At 53.5% G+C, this 23968-nt stretch carries 27 protein-coding genes and 2 pseudogenes; 9 read left to right on the plus strand and 20 right to left on the minus strand.

What is annotated here, in order from left to right; genetic code table 11:
• Positions 1-69: 69 nt before the first annotated feature.
• Entirely contained in the window at positions 70-1005 is a 936-nt protein-coding gene (gene yedA / locus GSQ70_RS21510; RefSeq protein ID WP_158784410.1) for a drug/metabolite exporter YedA, read from the minus strand.
• 185 nt (positions 1006-1190) lie between these two features.
• On the opposite strand from yedA, the gene GSQ70_RS21515 reads away from it, so the two are divergent.
• The 5 genes from GSQ70_RS21515 to dgcQ all read left to right on the plus strand — a co-directional run bounded on the left by GSQ70_RS21515 (position 1191) and on the right by dgcQ (position 4723).
• The gene (locus GSQ70_RS21515; protein WP_158784411.1) at positions 1191-1457 is read left to right on the plus strand and encodes a hypothetical protein; all 267 of its coding nucleotides are present in this window, start codon (positions 1191-1193) and stop codon (positions 1455-1457) included.
• A gap of 17 nt (positions 1458-1474) precedes the next feature.
• Positions 1475-2377, plus strand: a complete 903-nt coding sequence (locus GSQ70_RS21520) for a DUF808 family protein (protein WP_158784412.1) — start codon at positions 1475-1477, stop codon at positions 2375-2377.
• A gap of 46 nt (positions 2378-2423) precedes the next feature.
• A complete protein-coding gene (locus GSQ70_RS26255) occupies positions 2424-2555 on the plus strand; it encodes a hypothetical protein (RefSeq protein WP_255455430.1) in 132 nt (43 codons plus the stop codon).
• 189 nt (positions 2556-2744) lie between these two features.
• Positions 2745-2924, plus strand: coding sequence for a YodC family protein (locus GSQ70_RS21525; RefSeq protein WP_158784413.1), 180 nt, complete (start codon positions 2745-2747; stop codon positions 2922-2924).
• Between the two features lie 116 nt (positions 2925-3040).
• Positions 3041-4723 (plus strand): cellulose biosynthesis regulator diguanylate cyclase DgcQ, encoded by a 1683-nt coding sequence (gene dgcQ / locus GSQ70_RS21530; RefSeq protein ID WP_233268403.1) that lies wholly within the window; start codon positions 3041-3043, stop codon positions 4721-4723.
• Here dgcQ and GSQ70_RS21535 read toward each other — a convergent pair.
• Together GSQ70_RS21535 and GSQ70_RS21540 are read right to left on the minus strand one after the other, a co-directional pair.
• Positions 4720-5940: a glycosyl transferase gene (locus tag GSQ70_RS21535; RefSeq protein ID WP_158784415.1), complete on the minus strand. Its 1221-nt coding sequence runs from the start codon at positions 5938-5940 to the stop codon at positions 4720-4722. The genes dgcQ and GSQ70_RS21535 overlap by 4 nt on opposite strands.
• A gap of 40 nt (positions 5941-5980) precedes the next feature.
• Complete coding sequence (locus GSQ70_RS21540; RefSeq protein WP_158784416.1) at positions 5981-6784, minus strand: mannosyl-3-phosphoglycerate phosphatase-related protein; 804 nt, start codon at positions 6782-6784, stop codon at positions 5981-5983.
• Positions 6785-7223: 439 nt separating this feature from the next.
• Between GSQ70_RS21540 and GSQ70_RS21545 the strand changes: the two genes are divergently transcribed.
• Together GSQ70_RS21545 and dsrB are read left to right on the plus strand one after the other, a co-directional pair.
• Positions 7224-7382 (plus strand): YqaE/Pmp3 family membrane protein, encoded by a 159-nt coding sequence (locus GSQ70_RS21545; RefSeq protein ID WP_158784417.1) that lies wholly within the window; start codon positions 7224-7226, stop codon positions 7380-7382.
• Positions 7383-7455: 73 nt separating this feature from the next.
• Positions 7456-7644: a protein DsrB gene (dsrB, locus tag GSQ70_RS21550; protein ID WP_158784418.1), complete on the plus strand. Its 189-nt coding sequence runs from the start codon at positions 7456-7458 to the stop codon at positions 7642-7644.
• Between the two features lie 153 nt (positions 7645-7797).
• Here the strand turns inward: dsrB and GSQ70_RS21555 are convergent, their stop codons facing one another.
• From GSQ70_RS21555 to fliF, 15 genes are all read right to left on the minus strand, one after another.
• On the minus strand, positions 7798-9501 hold the full coding sequence (locus GSQ70_RS21555; RefSeq protein ID WP_158784419.1) for a methyl-accepting chemotaxis protein: 1704 nt from the start codon (positions 9499-9501) through the stop codon (positions 7798-7800).
• A 265-nt stretch (positions 9502-9766) separates the two neighbouring features.
• On the minus strand, positions 9767-10402 hold the full coding sequence (gene rcsA / locus GSQ70_RS21560; RefSeq protein WP_158784420.1) for a transcriptional regulator RcsA: 636 nt from the start codon (positions 10400-10402) through the stop codon (positions 9767-9769).
• Between the two features lie 651 nt (positions 10403-11053).
• A complete protein-coding gene (gene fliR, locus GSQ70_RS21565; protein WP_158784421.1) occupies positions 11054-11839 on the minus strand; it encodes a flagellar biosynthetic protein FliR in 786 nt (261 codons plus the stop codon).
• On the minus strand, positions 11839-12108 hold the full coding sequence (gene fliQ, locus GSQ70_RS21570; RefSeq protein WP_158784422.1) for a flagellar biosynthesis protein FliQ: 270 nt from the start codon (positions 12106-12108) through the stop codon (positions 11839-11841). Before fliQ ends, fliR begins: the two co-directional genes overlap by 1 nt.
• Positions 12109-12126: 18 nt before the next feature.
• On the minus strand, positions 12127-12861 hold the full coding sequence (gene fliP / locus GSQ70_RS21575; protein WP_158784423.1) for a flagellar type III secretion system pore protein FliP: 735 nt from the start codon (positions 12859-12861) through the stop codon (positions 12127-12129).
• Positions 12861-13259: a flagellar biosynthetic protein FliO gene (gene fliO, locus GSQ70_RS21580; RefSeq protein ID WP_158784424.1), complete on the minus strand. Its 399-nt coding sequence runs from the start codon at positions 13257-13259 to the stop codon at positions 12861-12863. The genes fliP and fliO overlap by 1 nt, the downstream gene beginning before the upstream one ends.
• Positions 13260-13661 (minus strand): flagellar motor switch protein FliN, encoded by a 402-nt coding sequence (fliN, locus tag GSQ70_RS21585; protein ID WP_158784425.1) that lies wholly within the window; start codon positions 13659-13661, stop codon positions 13260-13262. It abuts the gene before it with no gap.
• Complete coding sequence (gene fliM / locus GSQ70_RS21590; protein WP_158784426.1) at positions 13654-14661, minus strand: flagellar motor switch protein FliM; 1008 nt, start codon at positions 14659-14661, stop codon at positions 13654-13656. The genes fliN and fliM overlap by 8 nt, the downstream gene beginning before the upstream one ends.
• A 6-nt stretch (positions 14662-14667) precedes the next feature.
• Positions 14668-15147 (minus strand): flagellar basal body-associated protein FliL, encoded by a 480-nt coding sequence (fliL, locus tag GSQ70_RS21595; RefSeq protein WP_158784427.1) that lies wholly within the window; start codon positions 15145-15147, stop codon positions 14668-14670.
• Positions 15148-15296: 149 nt separating this feature from the next.
• A complete protein-coding gene (locus GSQ70_RS21600; protein WP_158784428.1) occupies positions 15297-16595 on the minus strand; it encodes a flagellar hook-length control protein FliK in 1299 nt (432 codons plus the stop codon).
• Entirely contained in the window at positions 16592-17038 is a 447-nt protein-coding gene (gene fliJ / locus GSQ70_RS21605; protein ID WP_158784429.1) for a flagellar export protein FliJ, read from the minus strand. The genes GSQ70_RS21600 and fliJ overlap by 4 nt, the downstream gene beginning before the upstream one ends.
• Positions 17039-17053: 15 nt before the next feature.
• Entirely contained in the window at positions 17054-18415 is a 1362-nt protein-coding gene (fliI, locus tag GSQ70_RS21610; RefSeq protein ID WP_158784430.1) for a flagellar protein export ATPase FliI, read from the minus strand.
• Positions 18415-19107, minus strand: coding sequence for a flagellar assembly protein FliH (fliH, locus tag GSQ70_RS21615; RefSeq protein WP_158784431.1), 693 nt, complete (start codon positions 19105-19107; stop codon positions 18415-18417). Before fliH ends, fliI begins: the two co-directional genes overlap by 1 nt.
• On the minus strand, positions 19100-20092 hold the full coding sequence (gene fliG / locus GSQ70_RS21620) for a flagellar motor switch protein FliG (RefSeq protein WP_158784432.1): 993 nt from the start codon (positions 20090-20092) through the stop codon (positions 19100-19102). The genes fliH and fliG overlap by 8 nt, the downstream gene beginning before the upstream one ends.
• Positions 20089-21816 carry a flagellar basal-body MS-ring/collar protein FliF gene (gene fliF, locus GSQ70_RS21625; protein WP_158784433.1) on the minus strand — a complete coding sequence of 576 codons (1728 nt, stop codon included), beginning with the start codon at positions 21814-21816 and terminating at the stop codon, positions 20089-20091. The genes fliG and fliF overlap by 4 nt, the downstream gene beginning before the upstream one ends.
• A 240-nt stretch (positions 21817-22056) precedes the next feature.
• On the opposite strand from fliF, the gene fliE reads away from it, so the two are divergent.
• Positions 22057-22368: a flagellar hook-basal body complex protein FliE gene (gene fliE, locus GSQ70_RS21630; protein ID WP_158784434.1), complete on the plus strand. Its 312-nt coding sequence runs from the start codon at positions 22057-22059 to the stop codon at positions 22366-22368.
• 263 nt (positions 22369-22631) lie between these two features.
• On the opposite strand, the pseudogene GSQ70_RS26495 reads toward fliE, so the two are convergent.
• A pseudogene (locus GSQ70_RS26495) lies at positions 22632-22706 on the minus strand (biofilm development regulator YmgB/AriR family protein); the annotation flags it as partial.
• Between the two features lie 22 nt (positions 22707-22728).
• Positions 22729-22824: pseudogene (locus GSQ70_RS26500) on the minus strand (hypothetical protein); the annotation flags it as partial.
• 338 nt (positions 22825-23162) lie between these two features.
• On the opposite strand from GSQ70_RS26500, the gene GSQ70_RS21640 reads away from it, so the two are divergent.
• Positions 23163-23897, plus strand: coding sequence for a YoaK family protein (locus GSQ70_RS21640; protein WP_158784436.1), 735 nt, complete (start codon positions 23163-23165; stop codon positions 23895-23897).
• The last annotated feature ends 71 nt before the right edge of the window (positions 23898-23968 follow it).

The raw sequence follows: 23968 nt of genomic DNA on the forward strand, positions 1-23968 counted from the left end.
TCCTGAGTGATGATAAAATAAACGCATTACTAACACCTGGCCTGTATTACCCGACGGCGGGAGCGCTTATTAACGTTCTGCGCCCGGAGGCGTTTCAGCTGCCACCGATCTAAGCGTTTTGCCGGGAAAAAGGTATTTACCCAGCGTCACCAGAACCACCGCCAGCACGATGATCGCCAGCGCCAGCCACTCAACCGGAGTCAGGCTTTCGCCGCCAAAGCTGATACCCAGCAGCACTGCCACAACCGGATTGACGTAGGCATAACTGGTGGCAATCGCCGGGGGAACATTGCGGATCAGATACATATAGGCAGTGATAGCGATAATCGACCCAAACAGGCTGAGATAACCCAGCGCCAGAAAGCCAGAAAGCGTCGGGGCAGTCAGCAGATGTTCGCCGCCGAGCTTACTGGCAATCAGCAACACCATGCCAGCGGTCAGCATCTCCACCGCACCTGCCATCATCCCTTTTGGCAACGTAATGCGCGAGCCCCAGACTGAACCGAAAGCCCAGCTGAGAGAACCGGTCAGGATCATCAGCGCGCCCCAGGGATTGCCACCAAGATGACCACCGCTGTTCAGCAGGATAATTCCCACCAGCCCGACGGCAATGCCCAGCCACTCAATCCAGCGGGTCTGAATGCCAAACAAACGGCTGAAGCACATGGCAAACAGCGGGACGGTCGCAACCATTACGGCAGCAATCCCGGAAGGAACATTCTGATGCTCGGCGACGGTGACCGCACCATTTCCCATCGCCAGCAGCATGATACCGACCAGCGCCGCATTGCCTGCTGCGCGCAGAGGGGGTAATTTTTCACCCCGCAGGAGTAAAAAGGTCAACAGGACCAGGCCGGCCAGCAAAAAACGCAGCCCGGCCATCATCATCGGCGGCCAGCTTTCCACGCCAATGCGGATCACGAAATAGGTGGATCCCCAGATAAAGTACAGGGCAAACAGCGAGGCCAGCAGCGGCAGCAGGGCGGGGGGACGGCGTAACATCATCTGACTCCATTCATGTTAAGGGGATGTAATTTAACGTTGGTTAAATGTTTTAACCAGCAATAATGTACACCGCAGGCAGATCAATGTGTCCTGGCGATTATATTGCCGTCTTTTACATAATTTGCATATTCAGGTCATAATTGCTTAGATCACACTCTTTAACATTCCTCTGTCCACGGTGGATTATGGCCAGTATCAAACTCACGGTAAGACGACTGTACAAAATCAGCGGGGAGCGCATGGTCAATACTCAGGCGACCGCACGCATTTATGTTGGCGACAAGCTGGTGGCAACAGAGGATGTCTCCGGGATGACGGAAAGTCCGGTCAGCAAATATCTGCACCACCAGGAGGCCGAAGGGCAGCCGGTACGGGTGGAGTGGGAGTGTGACGGCATTGCCGATATGGCGGTGACCGAGTTGCAGGTTTGTCCCTGCTGTCAGCATGATTAACGAAAAGGAAGGATATTTTGGCAGGAAGTAGCTTACTGACATTACTGGATGATATTGCCACGTTGCTTGATGATATTTCGGTGATGGGCAAGGTGGCGGCAAAGAAGACCGCAGGCGTGCTGGGCGATGACCTGTCGCTGAACGCGCAGCAGGTAAGCGGAGTAAAGGCCAATCGCGAACTGCCGGTAGTCTGGGGCGTGGCGAAAGGCTCTTTTCTGAATAAATTGATTCTGGTGCCGCTGGCGCTGGTGATAAGCTGGCTGGCTCCCTGGGCGATAACGCCGTTACTGATGGTGGGGGGGGCCTACCTCTGTTATGAAGGCGTGGAAAAAGTCTTCCACAGCCTGCATAAAGACAAGTCAGCGAAAACCGACGAAGCGCGCGAACAGCGGCTGCGCAATCTGGATAAGCAGGAAGCGGCGGAATTTGAAAAGAAGAAGGTGAAGGGCGCTGTTCGTACCGACTTTATTCTTTCTGCCGAGATTGTGGCGATCACCCTCGGAATTGTTTCTGAAGCTCCGCTGCTCAATCAGGTGCTGATCCTCTCCGGCATTGCCATTCTGGTCACCGTAGGCGTCTATGGCATTGTGGCCGGCATCGTTAAAATTGACGATTTGGGCCTGTGGCTCAAACAGAAATCCTCCTCGCTGGCGCAGGGAGTTGGCAGCTTCCTGCTGGCGATGGCCCCGCAGATGATGAAGGTGTTATCAGTGGTGGGTACGCTGGCGATGTTTCTGGTGGGTGGCGGGATTATTGCCCATGGCATTCCGCAGGTTCACCATTTTATCAGCGACTTCACGGCGGATTACAGCGGCCTGATGGCTTCGCTGGTCAGCAACCTGGCAAACCTGGTGCTGGGCTTTATCGTGGGGTCGATCGTGCTGTCAGTGGTAAATCTGATTGCCAGAGCCAGGGCATAATCAGTATAAAGGCAGCTTATCAGCAAGTCAGCAATCCGGAGTGATGATGAAAGACGACATTTTTGAATTTGATATTGATGCTCAGCTGGAGCAAGCCGAAGCTAACGCAGAAAAGAAAGCCAGTGAAGTCCCGGCTGATACTGGCGATGAAGCGGATTGTGAAGGATGTAAAATTTAGTCCACATCGCCCCTTTTCTGCCTTAAAAGCGAGTAATTAACCTTATTCGCTTTTTTTATTTTTCGCATTTTTAACTGCTTAATTCGATTTAACAAAACTTTTACCTGTCATTAACGGAATTATCCTGCCCTGCCTGCTATACCTAAATTTCCCGGCGTGAGGTCTGGTAATCCAGCACAGGAGACAGGCATGATTCTGATCAGTGAGGAAGTGCAGCTTAAAGAAGGCGGTCCGGCAATGATTGTTACCGGCTATGCCAGCGGCATGGTCGAGTGCCGCTGGTACGATGGCCACAGCGTCAGGCGTGAGGCGTTCAGGGAAGATGAACTCTGTCCTTTGAACCTCGTTCAGGGCCAGCTTGCCAGTTAGTAAGGCACCGAACAGGACGAGCATTTTCGTCCTGTTTTCATTTATTTCTCTTTAACTTGCCGCTGGCGCGCGCGGCGCGTCGCAACTAAACTCTCAGGATTATCTGCATTTGCAGAGTGGCGATCCGGGAGTCTGACGCTTTGAATCGAACCAAAGAGTTTTGGCTCTTACGGCCCAAAACAGTCATTCATATCTGTTTTCTGCTGGTCTTTCTGTTTTCCACGACGCTCACCTGGCGCGAAGCTATGGTGCTGAAAAATACCTATGAGGTGAATCAGCAAATCGGGCTTAACACTATCACCAGCGGGCTGGAACGCCAGTTGCAGCGCAGCCTTGATGAGCTGTTTTTTTATCGCAATATGCTGGTGCATGCCATGCAGTCACCGGTGGAAAACGATAACATCCGCAAACAGCTCAGACTCTTTCAGCAACTTCGTTCTCTCTCTGTCTGGCACCTGACCCCCAATATTAAACGCACTATGCAGCTTAGCGGAATTTCTGATGATGAGCTCAAGCTATTCCCGCTGATGGAGAGGCATGACGGTGAAGGGATGAAAAATGAGCTGACCGCGGCCATGGAGATGAGCTTCATTCTGCAACTCAACGACCCCAACCACAATTTTCACTCGCGACTGTGGTATATCTCTCGATCGGGTTTTTTCCTCAGTTCCAAACCGCCTTCAGACGATAAGGAAACGCTGGAAAGCTTCGGCCTGTTTATGAAACGTTCCTATTTTACAGGTATGAGCCCGGAGCTTAATCCGCAGCGTAAAACCCGCTGGAGCAGATTATATGACGGGGCGTTTGAGGAAGGAAAAATGGTGACGGCCAGCCTGCCGGTGGATTTAAACGGACACTGGTATGGCGTGCTGGCGATGGATTTCTCTGCCAGCCGCGTCAGCGACTTCTTGCAGCACGTTACGCCTCAGTCCCATCTGGGGTCCGTGCAGTTTTACGATCGGGAGATGAATTTGATTGCGGCTTCTCCCGGCAGCCCGCTCATCAGGGAACAACTCGACGCCGGTGAGGTGAACAAACTGATAAAGGCGGTCAAAAAGAGCAAACAGGGGGCTTTGCGTTTTGGAACGTTGTTTGTTTCCTGGGTGAAAACCAGCAATTCCGAAGACGTGATGGTCAATGTCGATACGCTGAAGGAAGGGATTCAGGGTGAGACTGGCCGTGTCACTCTGGTACTGGTGTTGATGTGGTTGCTGTTCTCCCTGGTGCTGGTGCTGTCGCATCAGGCCCTTATCACGCTGGTGACCCGCATGCTGAAACTGCAGGAGCAGCTGAGCTGGCGGGCAAACTACGACGGGCTGACCAGAATGCTGAACCGGAGCGCATTTTTTGAACGCGCGGACGAACTGGCACGGGGCTGCCAGTTGAAGCAGCAGGCTTTTGCGCTTATCCAGCTGGATCTCGACCGCTTCAAGCTGGTCAATGACACTCACGGGCACCAGGCTGGCGATCGGGTACTCTCGCATGCGGCGGCCATCCTGCAGGAAACGATCAGGGTGAAGGATGCGGCTGGCCGGGTAGGGGGTGAAGAATTTTGCATTGCGTTGCCGGATACCAGTAAGGAAGAGGCGATAGCGATTGCCGATAGGGTGAGAGAGAAACTGGCGAAGAAGCAGGTGCCGGTTTCCAGTACGCTGCTGCTGCACATTACCGCTTCATTCGGCGTGGCCAGCAGTGAAGAGTGCGGGGATTATGAGTTTGAAAGCCTGCAGTCGGTTGCCGACGGCAGGCTTTATATTGCTAAAGAATCAGGGCGTAACCGCGTATGCAGCGAAGGTTAAACTTTCCCTTCATTATCCTCTTCCACCGCGTGGTAGATGCGCTGCAGAATGTCAGGGAAAGCCGACTGTACGCGGCTCCAGCTGGGGATAAACGGCTTTTCATTCGGGCGTTCAATAAATGACTGCCCGGCTTCCAGAATCGACTGGGTAAACATCTCCACCGCGGCTTCTTCTGCATGCTGGTCGAACTTCAGGCCGTTCATGTTGGCCTCGTGGTTATAAATTTCCATCATATCCAGCGCATTACGATAGTAAGTGGCCTTCAGCACGCGGAAGGAGTCACTGGTAATATTCACCCCCATCGTGGCCATTTTCCGCAGCAGCGACTGGACAATATCATTACTCATCCGGCGCAGGCCGCCGGTACCATCCTCTTCCGACAGCGGCTGATGCTTGTGGTCATAGTTATCCGCAATCTCAACCTGACAGCTCTGGCGCGTGGTGTAGTTGCGGTAAATTTCCGACAGCACGCCAATCTCCAGCCCCCAGTCACCGGGAATTTTTATGCCGTTCAGCACGTGGGTGCGCATAGCGAATTCTCCTGAAAGCGGATAGCGGAAGCTGCTGAGATAATCGAGATATTCCGAGTGACCATACACTTTTTGCAGCGATCGCAGCAGTGGGCCGACCAGCAGGCGTCCCACGCGCCCGTTGAGTTTGTTGTCGGCCACGCGGGCGTAAAATCCTTTACAGAACTCGTACTGAAACGAAGGGTTGGCCAGCGGGTAGAGCAGGCGGGCCAGCATGCCGCGCTCATAGGTGACGATATCGCAGTCATGCAACGCAACGCAGGCTGAACGGTCCGAGGCCAGCGTGTAGCCAGTGCAGAACCAGACGTTGCGGCCTTTGCCTGGCTGGGATGGCGACAGGCCCTCTTTATCCAGCTCGGCATCGATAGCTTTCAGGCGCGGGCCGTCGTTCCACAAAATTCGGTGGCGCTGCGGCAGACGGGAGAAAAACTCCCGTGCATGCAGAAACTGATCCCGGTCGGCCCGATCCAGCCCGATAACAATCTCTTCCAGGTAGGGCACCTTTGCCAGTTCATCCACAATATGGCCGAGCGCCGGCCCCTCAAGTTCGGAAAACAGTGACGGCAGAATCAGCGCCATTTTGCGTTTAGTGGAGAACTGCATCAGATCTCTCTCCAGCTCGTCCACGGAGCGGCCGGTGAGATTATGAAAATTGGTTATTACGCCATTCTGGAAAAAATCACTCATCGTCTTCCCCTTAAAACGCACGCTTGCGGGCTCGTTGAAATTAACTCCGGACAAAATGCGACAGGCCTTCGCTCCAGCCCCGTGGGCCATAGCCTGTGCTGTAATAAATATTCTCTTTATCCTCGCGTAACAGTTGCACGCTGTTCTTACTGTAGCCTTTTATCACTACGGCATGATTCACCTCGTCAAGCATGGGTGCATCGTTAGGGCCATCACCGAGGCCGAGGGTGACCCAGCGTTTTCCCTGCGGAGGTGGATAGTGGGCCAGCAGCCAGGCCAGCGCCGTCCCTTTGCCACGTCCCTGATTCATCACGTGCCAGAAGCGCCCGCCCTGCACCAGTTCAAGTTTTTCCTCCGCCAGCGCCTGCTGAAAAGCGATAAAATTTTCTGCGCTGTCACGCCAGATGAGGCTTTCTGAACCCTCCCGTTTCATTGCCAGAGCGGCATTACCCGGTGTCAGGCCGGTCCAGTCGGCCACTTCCTTTTCCGTCACATCGGAAAAACCGGTGAATCGGAAGCCATACCGCTCACGAAAGTGCTGGAGCGTCGCACAGAGCGCAGGATAATTTTTTCCTGGCTGAGAGGTGCCGGCGAGTTCATTAAGGTTTTTCCATTTCACAATCGCGCCGTTCTCAGCAATAAAAGGCGCGCCGGTAATGCCCAGCGACTGCTGTAAGGGCAGAATTTCAGCCGCCGTTTTACTGGAACAAATGACGATTGGGACCCCGGCGGCTTTGAGGCGGTCAAGCCAGGGCTGCGCGGGCTGCCAGCTGTAGGTGTGATGATCCAGCAGTGAGCCGTCAAGGTCGGTCACAATCATCAGCGGATCCTGGAGCGTGGGCATGGTCATTACCTCAATCAGAGCCGGACAAAAAAGCAGGATAATCATCGAGTATAGCGTTCTTGCTCACCTTCGGATCCAGGGCGGGAGAGAATTCCGGTGGCGGAAGGGGGATCGCTGCCAGCAATTGTCCTGAATGGTCGAAGTGGCAGGCATGGAGAATAACCGGGAAAGGGGGAAAAAAGGCAAAAAAAAGCCCGCGCTGCGCGGGCAAAAATCCTTGTTACTTTTTAGGTTGACTGCGCCTTTGGGGTTGGTGCAGTGGGGACAGTGTAAGCGGGCAGCCCGTAAGAAGTCTCACCGTGAAACGTTAAAAAAACGAAAAGGCCTTCAGGGTTTTCACCTTACGTAGTTTTACAACGGGCTTAGGGTGGACTGAGTGATAACTGCTATACTTATCAATCGATTATAAAACGAACTTTTTTCCTGCAGCGGAGGCATTATGGATTTTATCCGGATAATTATTGCAATACTTCTTCCCCCATTAGGTGTGTTTATGCAGGTGGGTTTCGGCGGGGCGTTCTGGCTGAATATCCTGCTGACTCTGTGCGGCTACATTCCGGGTATTGTGCACGCGGTATGGGTGATTGCCCGACGCTAAGTCAACGTCTGTTCCGGCAAAGCGGGTTATTCTCGGATAAACTTAGTGGAACACATAAGGGGAGACTGACAGTATGAAAGTGAACGATCGGGTGACGGTGAAAACTGACGGCGGGCCGCGCAGGCCGGGCACGGTGCTGGCAGTGGAAGACTTCAGTGAGGGCACCATGTTTCTGGTTGCGCTGGAGGATTATCCGATGGGGATCTGGTTCTTTAACGAAACAGGCCATTCGGACGGCATTTTTGTCGAACCGCATCCATAAAAATGGCGCTCCTGACGGGACTGTTCCGTGATAACGGGCGGGGATAATCATTGATCCGAAAGGGAGACCGTCTCTGCAAACGTGCGTATCTTACAGCTAAGGGGCGAATAGTCGCCCCTTAGCTTTTACTAACACACTTCAGCCGGTCAGCAGTTAAAAGGTTTCCCAGTTATCGCTGCTGGTGGCAAGAGCCGGACGGGCCGGGACCGGCAAAGCTTTCGCCGGGCTGGCAGCCGGAACCTGAGTGGCTGTTTTACGCGGTGCGCTGTCGCTGAGGTGGAAAGCGGCCACGGCCTGAGTCAGGCGGGAGGCCTGCTCTTCCAGTGAGGAGGCTGCCGCAGAGGCTTCCTCAACCAGCGAGGCGTTCTGCTGGGTGACATTATCCATTTCGGTCACTGCCAGACTGACCTGCTGGATCCCGCGGCTCTGCTCATCGGATGCGGCAGCAATCTCCGCCATGATATCGGTCACGCGGCGAACGGCTTCCACGATGTCTGTCATCGTATCGCCTGCATGGGTAACCTGAGACGATCCCTTGCCAATCAAATCGACTGACTCGGCAATCAGCCCCTCAATCTCCTTCGCCGCACCGGCACTGCGCTGCGCCAGGTTACGCACTTCACTGGCCACCACCGCAAATCCGCGACCCTGTTCACCTGCGCGTGCTGCTTCCACCGCGGCGTTCAGTGCCAGAATGTTGGTCTGGAAGGCAATGCTGTTGATCACCGTGGTGATCTCGGCGATTTTCTTCGAGCTGCCGGAAATATTGTTCATGGTGCTGATCACCCCGGAAACAATGTCGCCACCCTGGCGGGCTTTTCCGGAAGCATCGGCGGCAAGCTGGCTGGCGTGATGGGCGTTCTCGGCATTCTGTTTAACCGTTGCAGTCAGCTCTTCCATGCTGGCTGCGGTCTGTTCCAGCGCGGCAGCCTGCTGCTCGGTACGGGAGGAGAGGTCGGTGTTACCGGCAGAGATCTCGCTGGAACCCTGGTAAATTGCCACGGCACCTTCACGTACCGTGCCGACAGTTTTGACCAGCGACTGCTGCATAGTCTGAAGGTTGTTGCCGAGCGTTCCAATTTCACTGCGTCCCCAGGTCTGGAGCGGGGCGGTCAGATCGCCACGGGAGATATGCTCAATGCGGTCGACGGCCTGACGCAGGGGGGTAATCACTACGCGACGGAGGAAGACGAAGGTGGCCAGAGTCAGCAGCAGAGCCGCACCAAAGGCGCAGGCCATCATAATAAAGCCGTTGCGCGTTTGTGCATCCGCTTCGTTGTTGATGGCATCGGCACGTTGAGTACGGATGGCGATAGCTTTCAGCAGGACGCCGTTATAAGCGTCATCCAGCTTGCGGGTATAATCTGTTTCCTGGGCTATCACGCCTTCAAAACTGCCATCTTTGGCCGCTTTCACCATCGGCAGTAAACCTTGCGTCACATAGGCATCAAAGCGGGCTTTTAATTCGCCATCCAGTGCCTGGTCAGCCGGTGTTTTTACCCGACGTTTTAAATAATCGTTAAAGCTGTCGGTGGCCTGCTGTATGCGCTTTTCCGTTTGCTTAAGATTATCGCTGAAGGCGTCCATTTCGCCGATACGGGCTGAAGCACCGGCGTGGATCACGTTCAGTCGGGCGGTCCGAAGGTGGTTGGAGCTGTTGGATATAGCCATGCGCACCTGAATCTCTTCGGTGACATCTTTTAATGACTGATTACTCTGAATCAAAAAATAACTGGCGAGGCCGATACACAGGGCAAATAACAGCAAAATCCCGCCGAGGATGGCGGCAAAGAGAGGAACGAGCCGCAGATGCTGCCAGATACTGGGCGTTTCGGCGCTGATTTGTGATGATTTCATATCCTTTTGCTCTCTGTGAGGGGAAGCGAAGCCGGGCTACGGTCTGTAGAGAGAACATCGGCAGTCTTCAGAAAAGTCTTAACAAAGAATTGCGATCTGGTTAACAAAATCAGTAAGAAGATCGTCTGGAGGTTGCAGAGGGGGAAACGCGCTTTGTAACTAAACTTACGGAAACCTGACGGGAAAATTACCGGACTATATCTGTCATAAAGATGTAAAAAAAGAAAATAAAAAAGCCGACAAGCGTCGGCTTTTTCACACCTTGTTATCTTACATTAACGTAGATACCGCTGGTGACGTTGTCTGTTAAACGGACAACATGATAAATAACCTGTTTGTTGTGTGTTTTAATTTTACGTTTAATATTTCCCTTGTGGGAAGAAACTGTCTTGGCCTTAATTTGCATTTTGTCCGATATCTGAATGGTATCGTGACCAGACATCCACATTTTTAACATGTTTGATTCTGTCTGGCTTAACGTCAGTGGATGAACGTCGAAACCAGCGGAATAACGTGGCGAAACGTTGAGTTTCTTTTGAAAATACGACAGCAGCAGATTGTCCAGCGTAGCCGGTTTTATCGATTTTGATGTAATAATCAGGTTCTTACGAACGTAGAGGTATTCCTCAAAATGGATATTGGATATTGCCATAAAGATGAAGAACAGTGTGTCAGGATGCTGCATAATAATTGTTCTTATGCGCTGGCTGGCATCTGCTTCATGAATAAAGCAATCTTCATTAATAAAAACCACGCCTGGCTGGTACTGTTGGCATTTGGTTTGTAACTGATCGATATCGGTAACAGAAGTGATATTTTTCTTTTTAACTCCTTTCACCATCATATAATCTGTAAGCCCTAGTCGTGTATAGCTGCATGAATCCATTATAATTGTAGGCATTATTGCGACCCTCACCAAATTGTTATCCGTTTAAATCAACGATGAATTACGCGATTGTGTAGTTTAGAGAGTAAGCGTTCTGACTTCAGTCTTGTTATTAGTACTTCAGCATTGAATCATTCTGAGCCTTATGCTCCGACTGACTCGTCCATGCCCGATGTAACATTTGAGTTTGGTCGACATAATGCCCGGCCGTGACGCTGAAAGAGCGATCTTTCAGGCAGACCCGTTGGCAGATTTGTCTTACAACAACTTTCGGCATCATTTTGTGAACCCCGCCACTATCGCGCAGAACACAGAAAAATCTGATAGGACGATTCCTAAAAAACATTCATCTCACGAATGAGTGATCCGGAGAGGAGTGTTGACAATGCCGTAAAACGCAGTTTGATACAAGGAAAACTAACAAAAATAAAATATCTTGTTAAAACAAGATGTTGTGTATTTTGTGAACATTAATGTTCAGGTAACATTTCATCCGTTTCGAGAAACAAAATACGCTAATCAGAATTTAATAAGAATAATTTTCATTGCGGCGGGCAATTTATCAGAATTTCCTTAAGGCAATTCTGATAAAACTGGTTCGAAAAATGCACAGACATATTTCTACTGCTTAACAATGGCTAATTATGCATTAGTCCATACATTAATTTATCTGGCAGGGAGTTCACTCAGAACACTCGCGAGTAAATCAAACACTTCGCTGAACAGATGTTCGCAGAACGGGGCCAGCAGAGGCATCATCAGGCTCAGGAACACCATGCCTAACGATAAGGTGACAGGGAAGCCAATGGCGAAAACGGACAGTTGTGGTGAAACACGGTTTAACAAACCCAGGGCCAGGTTAAGGGTGAGCAGCAAAGTTATTAGCGGTAACGCTAATCGCATTCCGTTAAGGAAAATCATACCTGCCGCTTTAGTCAGCGCCATAAAAGCATTGCCATTTATCGGGTCGCCGCCGATTGGCAGGGTGTGAAAACTGTCGGCCACCATCGAGATCAGCCAGAGGTGGCCGTTAAAGGATAAAAACAGCAGCATGGCGAGAATATCGAGAAAACGCGCCAGCACCGGCATGTTCAGACGGCTGGCGGGATCGAAGAAGGTGGCGAATGACAGTCCCATTTGCAGTCCGATCACTTCGCCAGCCAGCCTGACCGCCGCGAACGCGAATTGCATCGTAAAACCAATCGCAATACCAATTAAAATTTGCTGCAAAAGCAGCCAGAAACCGCCAACTGAGAACAAAGTCACGTTAACCGGCGGAAGTGAAGGGATCAGCACATAGGTAATCATCAGTCCGAGACCGATTTTAACCTTTTTACCGATCGACTTTTCGCTGAGCAACGGCGCAGTCATGATCAGGGCAAGAACGCGGGCCAGCGGCCAGAACAGCTGGCTCACCCACATCAGCAGTTCATTACTGTCGATGTTGATCATTAGCCGATCATGTACGGCAGATTGTTGAACAGGGTGCGCATGTAATCCAGGATCAGATTTAACATCCACGGACCGGCTACCACCATGGTGGTGACCACGGCCAGAATTTTAGGGATAAAGGAGAGAGTCTGTTCGTTAATCTGTGTTGCCGCCTGCAGCAGGCTGATCAGCAGGCCGCTGACCAGAGCCGCCAGCAGCAGCGGGGCGGCCAGAGCAAGCGCTACCTGCATTGCATCGTGACCAATAACCATGACCGATTCAGGTGTCATAAGTGACTCCGGAGAAATTTAAGAGTAGAAACTTTGTGCCAGTGAACCAATCAGCAGCTGCCAGCCGTCAACCAGCACGAACAGCATCAGCTTAAACGGCAGCGATATTGTTGCAGGCGGTACCATCATCATCCCCAGCGCCATCAGCACGCTGGCGACAACCAGGTCAATAATCAGGAACGGGATGAAAACGGTAAAACCAATCTGGAAAGCCGTTTTCAGTTCGCTGGTCACATAAGCAGGCAGCAGAATACGCATCGGCACGGCTTCGGGTCCCTGCAATGGCGGGGTGTTCGCCAGGCGGGCAAACAGCGCCAGGTCAGCTTCGCGGGTCTGACGCAGCATAAATTCACGCAGCGGCTGAGCCCCTTTATCGATCGCCACGTCCATGGTGATCTTGTCCTGACTGAATGGCAGATAGGCATCCTGGTAAATTTTGTCGAACACCGGCCCCATAATAAAGAAGGTCAGGAACAGCGCCAGGCCAAGCAGCACCTGGTTCGGTGGCGCAGAGGGCGTGCCCAGGGCGTTACGCAACAGGCCAAACACAATAATGATGCGCGTGAAGCTGGTCATCATCAGTAAAATAGCCGGAAGGAAGGTCAGCGAGGTGATAAACACCAGCGTCTGAACCGGCAGCGACCAGCTCTGACCACCATTCGCAATCGGATGGCTGATCAGGCCCGGCAGCTGGGCGTGAACATTGGGTGCCAGCAGCAGAAGCAGAGCCAGCAGGGGAAGAGAGCGTTTCATTATGGCTTTCCGGGGCGTTTGATTAACGTCTGTAAAACCTGACGGAAATCTGCCGTCGCAGCCGGAGCTTCCGGATTTTCCTGCGGCGGTTTCGGCGGCAGGGTATGCAGATGGGTGATCTGCTGACCGGTAACGCCCAGCACCAGGCGGGCGTCTTCCACATCAACAATCACCACACGTTCGCGCTGGCCGACCTGGCAACTGGCGCTGACGGACAGGCTCTGACCCGTGCTCCCACGTTTAGGGGTGAAACCAAGGCGTTTGGCTACCCAGGCACAGGCCAGAATTAACAGAATAATGACCGCCAGTACGCTGCTGACCTGCGTCAGCATCGAGCCGGTAGAGATCACCGGCTGGGCGGTGGGTTGCTGCTGCACCTGACTGGTGTTGGTATTCATTTAACGACTCAGGCGACGCATACGTTCTGACGGGGTGATGATATCGGTAATGCGCACGCCGTATTTATCGGCGACCACCACCACTTCACCCTGAGCAATCAGATAACCGTTAATCAGAATATCCAGTGGCTCACCAGCCAGACCGTCCAGCGCGACCACGGAACCCTGAGTCAGGCGCAGCAGCTCTTTAATGGTCATTTTGGTGCGACCCAGCTCAACGGTCAGCTTGACCGGGATATCCATAATCAGATCGATATCCTGTAGCGACCCGGAGATGTCATTGTTTTCCAGAGTTTTAAACACCCCTTCTTGCGAGGAGCTGCCGGACTGCTCGTTCAGCGCGTCAGCCCACAGGTCGTCCGCGGAGATGTCGTCTTCGGACGGCTTCTTGGTGTCACTCATCGGGCTGTTCCTCATTCATCGAATTCAAAATCGGGTTAATCAGATGTTCCACACGCAGCGCGTACTGCCCGTTCAGGGTGCCGTACTGGCTGGTTAATACCGGCACGCCATCCACATGAGCGATAATGCGGTCCGGTTTATCAATCGGTAATACGTCGCCAGGTTTCAGTGCCAGCAGGCTTGAGATGCGCATCGACACGTCGGCAAAGTTGGCGATCAGCTCCAGCTCAGAGTGCTGAACCTGCTTAACCAGCGTTTCACGCCAGTTATGGTCTTCCTGACGCGAGTTCTCCAGCGGGGGATTCACCAGCGTTTCGCGCAGCGGTTCAATCATGCTGAACGGAATACAGATGTTGAATTCCCCAATCAGGTTGCCAATCTCCACCTGGAACGGTGTGGTGATCACAATGTCGTTAGGAGAGGTGGTGATGTTGGTAAACTTGACCTGCATTTCAGAGCGTACGTATTCCACGTCCAGCGGGTAGATCGGTTTCCACGCTTCGCTGTAGCCTTCAAGCGCCAGCTTCAGCATCTTGCGGATCACACGCTGTTCGGTTGCCGTAAATTCACGTCCCTCAACCTTGGTCGGAAAACGACCGTCACCGCCAAAAAGGTTATCCACGGCGATAAAGACCAGGCTCGGAGAGAACACCACCAGAGCCGTACCGCGCAGCGGTTTCAGATGGATCAGGTTTAAGTTGGTTGGCACCGGCAGGTTCCGGGCAAATTCATGGTAAGGCTGAATTTTAATCGCACCGACGGTGATATCCGGGCTACGGCGGAGTAGGTTAAACAGCGCCATACGGTACGAGCGCGCAAAACGTTCGTTAATGATCTCCAGCGCCTGCAGACGTTCGCGAACCATGCGACGCTGGGTATTGGGATCGTAAGGACGAATGTCATTGTCGCCCACGCTGCTGACGTTTTCTTCTGCCGCGCTGTCGCTGTCGCCATTGAGCAGCGCGTCAATTTCTGCCTGTGAGAGAATGCTGTCGCCCATTCTGCCTTACCTCAGGATGAAGGCAGTGAACAGCACATCATTCACCGTCTGCTGAGGTTGTCCCGGTACCAGCGGCGGTGCCAGTACAGTTTTAATCTGATTAACCAGTTCCTGCTTACCCTGCTCGTTGCTCAATGCTGCAGCGTTCTGGCGGGAGAGCAGCAGCAGTAAACGGCTGCGCACTTCCGGCAGATAATCGGTCATCCGGCGCAGCGTGTCCTGATCGGGCAGGCGCAGGGTAAAGCCTACATACAGCACGCGGTCAGGATCGTTATCCGGGTTGATCAGGTTCACGGTAAAGGTGTCCAGGGCAAAGAAGACCGGCGCAGGGGGTGGCTCAGGCTTCGCAGCCTGAGTGGCGTCAGCAGGGCCCTTCATCATGTGCCAGACCACGTAGCCCCCAGCGCCGCAAGCTACCAGTATTACCAATACTATTAACGGTATCAGGAGCTTGCTTTTGCCGCTTTTGGCTTTTTTATCAGTCATATGAGCTATAACTTCCTGTGATTATTTCGAGGTGTGGACTGAACTTATCCACTGTCCCACGGCTTTATGGGCAGATTATCCCGCGTCCTGTTCCAAACAATTGGTAGAAAAGGCGCGGATTTTGCCGTTAGCTTATGCGTTTGTTACCGTCAGGCGAAAATATCAACAGCGCTGGAACCGGCTGCACGAGCCTGCAGCGCGGCAGGAACGGCAATCGGGGTTACATCACCATCATTTTCACTGGCAAGACTAAATGTGTTGCCACGACTGTTGTTTTGCTGCTGTCCCTGCTGCCCGCTGAAGCTCTGGCCCTGCTGGAAAGCATCGCTACTGACATTGCTCTGGCCGAGGTTGATCCCGCTTTCTGCCAGTGCAGTTCGCAACTGGGGAAGGGCTGCTTCCAGCGCGGCTCGCACGTGGCTGTTGCCTGAAACCATATTCAGCTGAGCCTGGTCGTTATCCAGCTTCAGGCTGATCTGGATGCTGCCCAGGTCCTGCGGGTGCAGGTGCAGTTCGGCGGTCTGCTGTCCGTTACGGCTGAACATCACGATCTGCTGTCCCAGCGCCTGCTGCCATTCCGGGCTGCCCAACTGCGAACTCAGTTGAGAAGTGGCCGGAGCCGTCACCAGGGTGGTGGTGGCTGGCGTCAGGGCAGCGGATGCGGCACTGATCACATTATTGGTTATCGTCGGGGCCGGGGCAGAACTTGAATTTTCTTTGTCGGCATCTCTGGTTACGCTGCTTAACACCTGCTGGAATGCAGTATTAGTCGCGCTGGTGTCCGTCGTGGACTTTTGCGAACCGGTCACGGCAGTCAGCGTGGTATTGCCGATCTTGCCGCTTTTATCACCGGCTTTGCTGGTGGCTTCGTCATCGCTGGTGGCGCTCTCTTTGCCGGACAGCAGTGAGGCAAGAGTGGTCTTACCGCCCTTGATGCTGCCATCGCTCTCCAGCGTGTCCCCGCCTTTCGCTGTGAGGGTGTCAGTGGGCTGCTGAGGGGCCGGAGGCAACATGGCGAACAGAGCCTGTAGTGCCTGCATATCGCTGGTGCTGAGCGTGGCTGAAGCGGTGGATGCCGCTTCAGTGCTGTCGGTGGCCGTCTCGTCTTTGCCGTCGGTGCTGACTTTTGATTTCTGTAGCAGCGCGTTCAGCTTTTCAGGCAAGTCCTGTGAAGCCAGAAGGCTGTTGATCTTCGCTTTTGACGATGCGCCAGCCGCTTCGCTGTCGGCCTCATGGGTGTTTTGCGCCGCGGTTTCCCCCTGTTTCGCTAGAGTCAGGAGCTTGTTGCCCAACAGCGTAAGGAAACCCTGTGAGCCGCTGTTGTGTGCGGTTTCACCCACGCCAGTGGCAGAAGTCTCCGTACCCGGGTCGGTGGCCGCCGTGGCAGAAGTTGACGCAGTGGTGGTGGAGCTGACTTTGGTCCCGCTCGTCACAAATGGCACATTCATTCGCCTTTCCTCAATGATGCCCGTTGGGCAAATTCATCCATCCGTTTCTGATCGAGACGGTTTTCCTGTAGTAATTCGTTTGCCAGCGCACGGGCCTGCAGCGTTTCGTAGGCATGCAGCCGCTGCTGTTTGTCGCGCCAGAAATTAAGCGCCTTCTCCACTCGGCCGTTCCAGTGCGTCAGCTGCTGGCGGTGCTGTTCGATGGCCTTTTCCAGCGTGTCGATAAACTGGTGAAAGTTGTACCAGCGGGTACTGGCAATCCCTTCCGTCATGGTGTTGTTCAGGGTATTACGGTAATCATCCTGGTAGCTGAGCAGCATGGTTAATTGTTCATCAGCCTGCTTCTGGGCCCGGCGCACGTCACCCAGCTGGATGGCGGCTTTTTCCAGATCTTTCTGCGCCAGGTCACGCAGGGTTTCAATGGGTGATGCAACCTTTGGCATATTCCCCTCCGCTCGTTAGCCGAAAATTGCCTGTAAATGCAGACAGGCATCGTCAAAGGAACTGCGCTCAAACATGCCCTGTTGCAGGAAGGTTTCCAGCTCAGGGTAGAGTTTGATCGCCTTGTCCAGCATCGGGTCGGTGCCTGCGGCATAAGCTCCCACGCTGACCAGGTCGCGGTTCCGCTGATAGCTCGACAGCAGCTGTTTGAACTGGCGAACCCGCGCGTAATGTGTGTCATCTATCAGATGCGCCATCACGCGGCTGATTGAAGCTTCAATATCAATGGCCGGGTAGTGACCTGACTCAGCCAGGCGGCGCGACAGAACAATATGGCCATCGAGAATGGCGCGTGCTGAGTCGGCAATCGGGTCCTGCTGGTCATCTCCTTCGGTAAGTACCGTATAGAAAGCGGTAATTGAGCCACCACCATCAATGCCATTACCGGCACGCTCGACCAGAGCGGGCAGCTTGGCGAACACGGAAGGCGGGTAGCCTTTGGTTGCCGGTGGCTCACCAATCGCCAGTGCAATTTCACGCTGTGCCATGGCGTAACGGGTCAGTGAATCCATAATCAGCAGTACGTGCTGGCCACGATCACGGAAATCTTCGGCAATGCGCGTGGCATAAGCGGCACCCTGCATACGCAGCAGTGGTGAAACGTCAGCCGGTGCGGCGATCACTACCGAGCGGGCGCGGCCTTCGGTGCCGAGGATGTTCTCGATAAAGTCTTTCACTTCGCGGCCACGTTCGCCGATCAGACCGACCACAATCACATCGGCTTTGGTGTAGCGGGCCATCATGCCCAGCAGCACACTTTTCCCCACACCAGAACCGGCAAAAAGGCCCATACGCTGTCCGCGACCAACGGTCAGCAGGGCGTTGATGGCGCGCACGCCGGTATCCAGCACTTCAGTTATCGGCGTACGTTGCAAAGGGTTGAAGGGGGGAGTGATCAGTGGCGCACGGTAGCCGGTTTCCGGTGCAGGCAGGCCATCCAGTGGGCGCCCACTGCCATCCAGCACGCGGCCCAACAGCTCCGGGCCAAGCATCAGTTGCTTGCCACTGTGTTTCTGGTCCCCGGCGACGCGGGCATACACGCGCGCGCCAGGCAAAATGCCTTCCACTTCTTCCAGCGGCATCAGAAACAGCCGCTGGCCGTTGAAGCCCACCACTTCGCTTTCCACTTCCGCAATGCCGTTGGCGTCGCTGCGCTCAATCACGCAGGTCGCACCTAACGGTAACTGCAGGCCGGTGGCTTCCAGTACCAGACCGGTGGCGCGGGTCAGGCGGCCGTAGCGGCGCACGTCCGGCACCTGGGCCAGTCGCTGTTCAAAGGAGTCAAGTGCGCCAAGCCAGCGCGACAGGCGGGTGGTCATTACAGTTCTCCCGGTGCCGCCAGGCGGCAGAGTTCATGCCAGCGGGTGGCGATACTGGCATCCAGATCGCCATCTTCCGCGCTGACCTTGCAGCCACCCGGGTGGAGGGTGCTGTCGGCCAGCAGTCGCCAGCCGTGCAGGCTGAGCGTGGCACCGAGCGTCTGCTCAACGCGCTGTAAATCGTCAGGATGCACGCGCAGCGTGGGTTTTCCGCTGAACATGGGTTCCTGCTGGATCATCCCCTGGATCTGGCGGAGCAGGGCGGTACCGTCAACGTGCGGTGCCTGGCCAATCACCTGACGCGCGGCTTCCAGAGCCAGCTGCATCAGACGGGCAGCAATGACGCTGTCCAGCGCTTCCATCGTATGGTGGAATTCGGACACCAGCTGCTGCATGCGCGCCTGCAAAGGAGCCTGTTGCTGCTGAGCTTCTTCCAGCCCCTGCTGGAAACCGGCCTCATAACCCGCTTTCTGACCTTCGCTGTATCCCTTCTGCTGCCCCTCGGCATAGCCCAGGCCCTGCGCTTCATTGCGCACCTGATTCTGCAGCTGTTCCAGCTCGAACTGCTGCTGATTGAAAGGATCTTCCGGCAGGGCAGCTGGCTCAATAAACTCCTCAATCAGCGGGTTGTTCAGCTGCCCGAGGTCATTGGGCTGCCAGCGCTGCCAGGGCAGCGATGATTTATCAGACATACTGTTCCTCGCCACCACCGATCACCATCTCGCCGCTTTCTGCCAGACGACGGACGATAAGCAGGATTGCTTTCTGCTCGTTCTCGACCGCAGACATACGCATCGGACCACGGTTTGCCAGGTCGTCGCGCAGGATATCCGCGGCACGCTGGGACATGTTGCGCAGGAACTTCTCGCGCAGCGGCTGTTCGGAGCCTTTCAGGGCGACCAGAAGAGATTCGGACTCCACTTCCTGCAGCAGGCGCTGAATGCTGCGGTCGTCGACTTCCACCAGGTTTTCGAACAGGAACATCTCGTCGATAATTTTCTGTGCCAGCTCGCCGTCGAACTCGCGAACCGCTTCGATAACCGCTTCTTCCTGCTGGGTTTTCATCAGGTTGATGATTTCCGCTGCGGTTCTCACGCCGCCCATCTTCGCGCGCTTGAGGTTCTGACCATCGAGCAGGCCGTTCAGCACTTCAGTCAGTTCCGCCAGCGCGGCAGGCTGTACGCCGCCGAAGGTGGCGATACGCAGCATCACGTCGTGACGCAGGCGCTCGTCGAACTGCGCCAGAATATCGGCTGCCTGGGCGCGGTTGAGGTGCACCAGGATGGTGGCGATAATCTGCGGATGTTCGTCGCGAATAAGGTCGGCAGCGGCCTGTGGTTCCATAAAGTTGAGCGTTTCCATTCCGCTGGTGGTTTCGCGAGTCTCAAGAATGTCTTCCAGCAGGCTGGAAGCACGCTCTTCGCCCAGCGCTTTCACCAGCACGGAACGCAGATAGTCATTCGAGTTGACGCTCAGCGCCGCGAACTGCTCGGCGTCGGTTTCAAATTCCCGCAGCACTTCAGTCAGCTGCTTGTGGGAAACCTGACGCATATTGGAGATGGCAGTACTCAGGTGCTGCACTTCGCGGGTGCCGAGGTGTTTAAACACCTCAGCCGCACGGTCTTCGCCAATCGTCATCATCAGGATGGCGCTTTTTTCGGTACCGGTGAGACTCATAGTTCGTCCTTCATCCACTGGCGAATGACCAGAGCCACAACACGCGGGTCGTTTTCTGACATCTCGCGAATGCGCTGGCTCATTACCTCAGCACTCATGCGGTGCTGAGACTTACGTTCTTGCTCAAGCTCGTCTTTCGACAGCTTGACGGAGACGGCTTCATCTTCCGGATCGCGATTCTTGTTAGCCATCGCGATGGCTTCTGCCGTGGCTTTCTCCTGTTCAGCTTTACGACGCAGCTGCGGACGAACCAGTTTGCGGTACAGGATCCAGGCCACAATCAGCACCAGCAACCAGCGTCCTGCTTCCATCATCTGGTCGATGAAGGACTGCTGCTGCCAGAATGGCAGGTCGCCACCGGTCTCAGCCGTTTCGGTAAACGGTGAGTTGACCACGTTCAGACTGTCGCCACGCTTGTCCGAGAAGCCCATTGCTTCGCGAGTCAGGTTTTCAATCTGCTTGATCTGCGCATCGCTCAGGGCGACCGGCTTACCGGCAGCATCAGTTTTATAGTTAACAACCACCGCTACAGACAGGCGCTGCACTTCACCCACATTCATTTTGGTGTGGAGGATAGTGCGGTCCACTTCATAGTTAGTGGTATCAGCATTCGACGTATTTGACGGTCCACTGCTTTTCGCGGTGCTGCTGTTCTGGTTCGCCGCAGCGTTGTTCGCGGTGTTGCCGTTTGCTGTATTGCCGTTCGCCGGGTTGTTGTTATTGTTCGGCGTATTTACCGGCGCGCTGTTGGCAGGGGCAGGCTGGTTGGACAGCGCGCCGGGGACACCACCCGGATATGCACTGCCCAGTTGTTCGCTGTTGCTGGTCTGGCGTGAGCGAATAGCCTGGTTTGCTGGATCGCTGTTAGGCTGATATTTCTCATCAGTCTGTTCGCGGGCGTTAAAGTCGATCTGCGCGGTAACCTGAGCGTGGACGTTGCCGTTGCCGACAATCGGGTTCAGGATCGCTTCAATACGTTGCTGGAAACGGTTTTCAACGTCGGTGGCGTATTTCAGCTGCGCATCGTTGAGGTCGCGTCCGGCGTTATCAGATTGGGTCAGCAGGTGACCGGCCTGGTCGACGACGGTCACGTTACCCGGCGGAAGGCCGGCAACGCTGCTGGAGACCATGTGCACGATGGCGCTGACCTGCCCCTGGTCGAGCGCGCGGCCCGGCTGCAGGGTTAGGGTCACGGAGGCGGTTGGTGCTTTCTGCTCACGGACGAACAGAGAAGGTTTTGGCATGGCAAGATGAACACGAACGTTCTTCACCGGGCCTAAGGTTTCGATGGTACGTGAGAGCTCACCTTCCAGTGCGCGCTGGTAGTTTACCTGCTCGCTGAACTGGCTGATGCCGAATTTCTCCTGATCCAGCAGTTCGAAGCCTACTGCGCCGCCTTTTGGCAGGCCCTGTTGTGCCAGACGCAGACGCAGCTCGTAGACTTTTTCAGCCGGAACCGTAATAGCACCGCTTTTATCATCAAACTGATAGGGAACGTTCATCTGGGTCAGCTGAGTGATAATGGCGCCGCCATCCTCATTGCTGAGGTTGTTATAAAGCACACGGTAGTCGGGCTGTTTGGCCCAGAGCACCATGGCGATAACGATGGCTACGGCCGCCGCAGCCGCAATGATAATTGGGATGCGAGGATTAGCGCGTAGGCGAGCGAAGAGCTCGTTCAGCCCCTTCTTCTCTGGTTGATCCTGCGTGACAGTTGCATTCATGACTCTTTCCTGCCTGACAGTTGACCGGACTGTTTCGTGTAGTGTCGTAACAAAACTGACTCCCTGAGCGGCTCGACTGAAAATTTTCACTTCTGATGACTGCCATTATTTTCTGAATCGGCAAATTCGATGGGTGGATAAGCCATGATTTTTGCTCTTATTTAGCGGCTTTGTCTTATTGACATTGTGTTAAGTTTTCCAGCAGTGAAAATCACCGTGATAAGACAACCGGAGTAAACGATGGCAATTCAGGGTATTGAGAGTGTGATGCAACAGCTGCAAACCGCAGCGGTTCAGGCCAGTGGCAAGAGCGTTGATGCAGGCAGCCATGCTGATTTCGCCGGTGAGCTGAAGGCGGCGCTGAACAAAATCAGCGACACGCAGAACGAAGCGCGCAGTCAGGCACAGGATTTTGAGATGGGCAAACCGGGCGTCAATCTGAATGACGTGATGGTCGATATGCAGAAGTCGAGCGTGTCAATGCAGCTGGGCATTCAGGTGCGTAACAAGCTGGTCAGTGCCTATACTGACATTATGAATATGCAGGTTTAGGTGTTCTGACTATATAAAAATAGAGTTAAAAAGCTTCAGATGGTTTTTGTTGTGGGGCCTGTGTGGGGCAAAGTCGTTCAGTTTTGAATTTATGATGTTCAGCTGTGCCTCATCATTTTCGTTCATCCATGAGCCGTCAATCCGATATGCCCTCTGGGCGTCAGCGTGTTCCATCAGATAAGCAACGTAGTTCAGTTCGCACCCGTTGGTAAAGATCGGCATGCATATGTGTCACAACAATGGCCGGTCAGAATGGAGGCGGCTTATTTAACCAGGTCATCAGGGATCCGATGCACAATGATCTGTAAGGCATTTCGATAAATATCGGGCATTACAACATCTTCTCAGCTTAAGGCGCTCCAGGAGTTGCATGAATATTTTTTTATTAGAAATCATGCCGTCATGGGCTGTCAGATCAGCAATAATACTTCCAATGACTTTCGCATCTTCAGCCATGTATTCAGCCGAAGCACATCAGGTGTGCTTCGATCTCAGCTACTGTATTTGATTGTTGTTCTTGCATGATGTACGCCTGCCAGAAGATTGCTATTCGTATGCTTAACGCAGAAGAATTGTAATAACTAATTAAAATTTATACAAAAAAATTGCAAGTACAGGCTGGCTTTCCTTTTGAGGCTTCCTGTCCGGGCCTGAAACATTGCTCAAATAACGCCGAACGAAATTTATGCAAAGACAGGAGGGTTGTACAACATTTTTTTTGATAATGATTGGGCTTGTTACTTTAAACGAATAGGTGGAACATATGTGCATCTTGGTTGACCATTGTAGGCCCTATGTTAATCAGCTTTGAAAACTCCCGCAGCAGTACGGCTGATAAACAGCTTGCATGTACACTTGCTTCCGTGGCCGGGGCTCTTAATACTGCAGCATTTGAGGCAGTGGGTTTTTTCTCTGCGAACATGACCGGTAATGTTTCCTCATTGTCAGATAATCTTGCCAGGGCAAGTTTTGGAACAGGGATATTTTTCCTGACGATTGTCTGTATTTTCATAACCGGCTCCGCGTTTTCCACCATTATTATCAATGCAGGGCGGAGGAAGAACATTCGTTCAATATTCGCTTTCAATATCTTTATTGAAGGCTCTGCTCTCATTTTACTGGGTATTGTTGAAAGTTGGTCCACTCCAGCATCTCCTGGAAGGATCCTCGTCTTATCCTTAAGTTTCTTAATGGGTCTGCAAAATGCAGTGGTAACGCGAATATCTAATGCCCGGGTAAGGACTACACATGTGTCTGGCACTTCAACTGACATCGGTATTGAGTTAGCCATGCTTTTTGATGTGTTGTTCAGGCGAGAGTCAGTGCAAGATGCTCCTGTCTACCTGGAGCGACTGAGACTACATTTCTTAACGCTGATGTCATTTCTGGCGGGCGGAGTCGTTGGTATATGGCTTTTTCACCTGATTGGATACCAATTTCTGATCCTTATAGGTTTTATACTGATTTATATGGCATCAAAGGCGACGCTCAAAAACCATGCCAATAAAAAGAATAAAATTTACCCCTAGACGGCGAGTATTCCTGTTGTTAACGGCCCACAACTTTTCAGCCTGATGGCAACGCATAGTGTTCTCTGTCA

The organism is Pantoea sp. BAV 3049 (assembly GCF_009765445.1).
Taxonomy (GTDB): domain Bacteria; phylum Pseudomonadota; class Gammaproteobacteria; order Enterobacterales; family Enterobacteriaceae; genus Erwinia.

Excerpts from the sequence above, each read along its gene's own strand:
- yedA (WP_158784410.1), bottom strand. The coding sequence starts at position 1,005 with ATGATGTTACGCCGTCCCCCCGCCCTGCTGCCGCTGCTGGCCTCGCTG.
- GSQ70_RS21515 (WP_158784411.1), top strand. The coding sequence starts at position 1,191 with ATGGCCAGTATCAAACTCACGGTAAGACGACTGTACAAAATCAGCGGG.
- GSQ70_RS26255 (WP_255455430.1), top strand. The coding sequence starts at position 2,424 with ATGAAAGACGACATTTTTGAATTTGATATTGATGCTCAGCTGGAGCAA.
- GSQ70_RS21525 (WP_158784413.1), top strand. The coding sequence starts at position 2,745 with ATGATTCTGATCAGTGAGGAAGTGCAGCTTAAAGAAGGCGGTCCGGCA.
- GSQ70_RS21535 (WP_158784415.1), bottom strand. The coding sequence starts at position 5,940 with ATGAGTGATTTTTTCCAGAATGGCGTAATAACCAATTTTCATAATCTC.
- GSQ70_RS21540 (WP_158784416.1), bottom strand. The coding sequence starts at position 6,784 with ATGCCCACGCTCCAGGATCCGCTGATGATTGTGACCGACCTTGACGGC.
- GSQ70_RS21545 (WP_158784417.1), top strand. The coding sequence starts at position 7,224 with ATGGATTTTATCCGGATAATTATTGCAATACTTCTTCCCCCATTAGGT.
- dsrB (WP_158784418.1), top strand. The coding sequence starts at position 7,456 with ATGAAAGTGAACGATCGGGTGACGGTGAAAACTGACGGCGGGCCGCGC.
- GSQ70_RS21555 (WP_158784419.1), bottom strand. The coding sequence starts at position 9,501 with ATGAAATCATCACAAATCAGCGCCGAAACGCCCAGTATCTGGCAGCAT.
- rcsA (WP_158784420.1), bottom strand. The coding sequence starts at position 10,402 with ATGCCTACAATTATAATGGATTCATGCAGCTATACACGACTAGGGCTT.
- fliR (WP_158784421.1), bottom strand. The coding sequence starts at position 11,839 with ATGATCAACATCGACAGTAATGAACTGCTGATGTGGGTGAGCCAGCTG.
- fliQ (WP_158784422.1), bottom strand. The coding sequence starts at position 12,108 with ATGACACCTGAATCGGTCATGGTTATTGGTCACGATGCAATGCAGGTA.
- fliP (WP_158784423.1), bottom strand. The coding sequence starts at position 12,861 with ATGAAACGCTCTCTTCCCCTGCTGGCTCTGCTTCTGCTGCTGGCACCC.
- fliO (WP_158784424.1), bottom strand. The coding sequence starts at position 13,259 with ATGAATACCAACACCAGTCAGGTGCAGCAGCAACCCACCGCCCAGCCG.
- fliN (WP_158784425.1), bottom strand. The coding sequence starts at position 13,661 with ATGAGTGACACCAAGAAGCCGTCCGAAGACGACATCTCCGCGGACGAC.
- fliM (WP_158784426.1), bottom strand. The coding sequence starts at position 14,661 with ATGGGCGACAGCATTCTCTCACAGGCAGAAATTGACGCGCTGCTCAAT.
- fliL (WP_158784427.1), bottom strand. The coding sequence starts at position 15,147 with ATGACTGATAAAAAAGCCAAAAGCGGCAAAAGCAAGCTCCTGATACCG.
- GSQ70_RS21600 (WP_158784428.1), bottom strand. The coding sequence starts at position 16,595 with ATGAATGTGCCATTTGTGACGAGCGGGACCAAAGTCAGCTCCACCACC.
- fliJ (WP_158784429.1), bottom strand. The coding sequence starts at position 17,038 with ATGCCAAAGGTTGCATCACCCATTGAAACCCTGCGTGACCTGGCGCAG.
- fliI (WP_158784430.1), bottom strand. The coding sequence starts at position 18,415 with ATGACCACCCGCCTGTCGCGCTGGCTTGGCGCACTTGACTCCTTTGAA.
- fliH (WP_158784431.1), bottom strand. The coding sequence starts at position 19,107 with ATGTCTGATAAATCATCGCTGCCCTGGCAGCGCTGGCAGCCCAATGAC.
- fliG (WP_158784432.1), bottom strand. The coding sequence starts at position 20,092 with ATGAGTCTCACCGGTACCGAAAAAAGCGCCATCCTGATGATGACGATT.
- fliF (WP_158784433.1), bottom strand. The coding sequence starts at position 21,816 with ATGAATGCAACTGTCACGCAGGATCAACCAGAGAAGAAGGGGCTGAAC.
- fliE (WP_158784434.1), top strand. The coding sequence starts at position 22,057 with ATGGCAATTCAGGGTATTGAGAGTGTGATGCAACAGCTGCAAACCGCA.
- GSQ70_RS21640 (WP_158784436.1), top strand. The coding sequence starts at position 23,163 with ATGTTAATCAGCTTTGAAAACTCCCGCAGCAGTACGGCTGATAAACAG.